General features: G+C 41.7%; 1 protein-coding gene. It reads left to right on the top strand.

Going from position 1 to position 1175, the window contains the following annotated elements; translation table 11 throughout:
- On the top strand, window positions 1–1175 hold a 1175-nt coding region (locus tag UC75_RS22175), incomplete at both ends, for an outer membrane lipoprotein-sorting protein (protein WP_228137455.1).

Below are 1175 nucleotides of genomic sequence, written 5' to 3' on the forward strand. Positions count from 1 at the left end.
CACGGCAAGCTTATGAATATTCTACAGATTTCATTTGCCGTATTCTTTATCTCTGCGCTAGTTTTCCGTTCGTTCTCTGCGGGACTCATTGTCCTAACACCACTTCTATTCTCGATCCTTGCGATCTTTGGTGTGATGGGCTGGCTCGACATTCCTCTCAATATTCCGAACTCTCTGATCTCAGCTATGGCGGTTGGTATTGGTGCAGATTATGCCATTTACTTCCTCTACCGCTTGCGAGAAATCTTGAGTGAAGAGGGTAGTGATATCAAAGATGCTATTCGTAAAACTTTAAGTACTGCTGGTAAGGCTTCGCTTTTTGTTGCGACTGCTGTTGCTGGTGGATATGGCGTATTGTCCTTATCGCAAGGCTTCCATGTGCATCAATGGCTAGCGATGTTTATTGTGATTGCGATGCTTTTCAGTGTATTTGCAACCTTAATTATGGTACCTACAATGATTCTAATGTTGAAACCTCGTTTTATCTTTCCCTCAAATAAGAAGAACATTACCGTTGCACAAACTGTTGTGACAAGTCTCTTGTTAGGTACGGCACTCACAATGTCGATGCCTAAAACATCTCATGCAGATGAGGTTCAAGACATTGTTAACCGTAGTGATGATGCTTCTAAGTTCTTATCTTCAAGTGCTAGTGCTAAATTTGTGCTGACATCTAAAAGCGGCGAGCAACGCGTACGTTTGACTAAAAATATGACCAAGCTTGCTGGAAATACTCAGAACAATATGCGTTTGACTGAATTCATCTCACCAGCAGATGTACAGGGAACCACGACGCTGTTGATTGAGAATGCAAAAGGCAGTGATAGCATGTTTGTCTATTTGCCTGCATTGAAAAAAGTACGTCGTCTTGCATCAGCAAATAAGGGCGATGCTTTTATTGGTACGGACTTTAGTTATGGTGATGTACTTGGCTATAAGCTAAGTGACTGGAAGTACACTAAACTGGCAGATGGCAAATTTAATGGCAAAGATTGCTACACGATTGAAGCAACGCCAATCAATAATACTGTGAAGAGTGACTTTGGTTATAGCAAACGTCGCATGTGTATCCTCAAAGACAACTTTGTTACAGCAACCATCGATATTTGGGATACTGCAGGCAAGCCTTTAAAACACATTGAATTCACCGATATCCGTCCTTACGGCAAAGTGAA

The sequence above is a fragment of the Acinetobacter sp. V2 genome, assembly GCF_001188385.1.
Classification (GTDB): Bacteria; Pseudomonadota; Gammaproteobacteria; order Pseudomonadales; family Moraxellaceae; genus Acinetobacter; species Acinetobacter oleivorans.